This is a genomic window from Anaerotruncus sp. 1XD42-93, from assembly GCF_009917605.1.
Taxonomy (GTDB): domain Bacteria; phylum Bacillota; class Clostridia; order Oscillospirales; family Ruminococcaceae; genus Anaerotruncus.
Genome location: NZ_QZEG01000159.1, coordinates 1 through 1,831 on the forward strand (window position 1 = coordinate 1; position 1,831 = coordinate 1,831).

Sequence of the window (1,831 nt, forward strand, 5' to 3'; positions counted from 1 at the left end):
TGTTATACTTTTCCAGAATGACGCGGGCGAACCGGAGGGCGGCTTTATTGGTGGAGAAGTCCATCTTGCCGCGCCGGATGATTTCCTCCGGGTCAACCGCAGACAGCCGCTTGATGAAAGAGCGGTCGTCCAGTTCGGTTTCATAGGTTTTCAGAAACAGCGCCATACCGGAGAGCATAGACGCACGGAGGGAGATGGACGCGCCGTGCCATGTGCTGTCCAGTAATACCAGCAGGCGGGAAAAAGCCGCTCCGCCCAGCAGACGGTAGGCGTTGATGATTGCGCGGGTAGAGAGGATTTCATAAGCGTCGCCGCTTTTCTTATCCAGCACCCACACAAAGCCCGCCGCCTCCACAAGCCGCTTGATTTCCAGCACCTCGGCATCCGTGCCGGACTCCAGCAGGGCTTTTGTGGCATGGGAGAGCCGCAGCCGGCCTTTGGACTGATCCAGCTTGAAATACAGTTCGGCTTCCTGCTCGTAACTCAAACCGGTATAAATCAGGCAGGGGACGGTTACATTGCCGCCGTCTGCCATCTTCCGCATGGCGGCGATCCGGTGCTGCCCGTCCACCACGTTAAACTTGCCGTCCCGGAAGCTGACTACCAGAGGGGTCAGCAGGCGGTCGTCCCACTTGGCGATCAGGCGGTCAACGTCCTCCGGCTCCACGGGCCGCTGGTAGGGCAGGCCGGAAGTAAGCTGGTTGCTGGATAAGTCGCGCTGTACGCCGGGGTTCGCATACTGTGTTTCTGTTAAAAGGTTCTGCTGTTCCGTGCGCTCCGTACCGGGCGGACGGCGTTTTTTTCGATAACTGCTCATACATTTATTGTCCTTTCCATTTGATTTAATAAGTCCGCCATTGCGGAAGAAATGCTTTCAAAACGCTGCCGGACAAACTCAAACTGCACTTTGGAGATGTGGGGGAACACGATAGTACAAAAGGGGTCGTGATACCACGCGAAGCCTTTATGAAAGGTCTGCACAAAGCCGTCAATGTCTGCCAGGAGCGTATCCGGCGTGTAGCTGCAATCCTTGTCGGGATTTTTCAGGTCGGCTATGGATTCCTCCAGGGTGTCATAGTGCTTGTCGCCCAGCGAATAGGGGACAGTGGGCGGCGCTTCCATGACCGGCTCAGAGGGGTGTTCCGGCTCCTGCGCCGGTTTGGTCTGCCTGGGAGGTGCCAATGGCTGAATTTTATCTTCTGGTTTGATTTCCTCAGCCGCCTGCTGTATAATTCCGTGTCCCCGCTGTTCAGCCTCCTGCATCGGTTCAGGTTGTCTGTAAAGTTCTGCCGGCTGAAATTCATCAACAGACTTAATTTTTCCGGCGGCCAATTCATCTGCTGCCTGTCCTTGATATTCCGGTTTTAGACGGGATAATTTCAAGGCGTTCTGCTTTGTGATTTTGCTTCCCGACTTCTGGATAATATCTTTTGCTTCTTCTGTCAGGTTTTTTGCGGTTTGAATTTGCCGCCTGACGGTACTTGGGGCAACTCCTAACTTTTCTGCTGTGTCATCCACAAAAGATTTGGAAAAATCAGATGTGCATTTTGCACATCTGATTTTTTCGCTTTTCCGGTCGCCGCCGTTTTTTGCATATGGATTGAGCATTTCATAGATTTCCTTGCGCCGCAGAAGCAGCTTTCCAAACTCCAGAGTTTCCAAATCGGCCCGCACAAAGTTCTCGTCTATCTCGGCAAGTTCCGCCTGCAAGCCCTCCAAACTGCTGACATTACACTCGATTTCCGCCCAGCCAAGCAGCTTTGCCGCTTCCAGCCGGTGCAGTCCGGCAATCAGGATATAGTCCCGGTCAACCGTGATGGGGTTTAACAGC

At 53.8% G+C, this 1,831-nt stretch carries 2 protein-coding genes; both read right to left on the bottom strand.

Annotation, left to right across the window (positions count from 1 at the left end; genetic code table 11):
• On the bottom strand, window positions 1–817 hold an 817-nt coding region (locus D5269_RS17675; RefSeq protein ID WP_120487490.1), incomplete at its 3' end, for a DUF6551 family protein.
• On the bottom strand, window positions 814–1,831 hold a 1,018-nt coding region (locus D5269_RS17680), incomplete at its 5' end, for a ParB N-terminal domain-containing protein (RefSeq protein ID WP_166545240.1). The genes D5269_RS17680 and D5269_RS17675, both read right to left, overlap by 4 nt.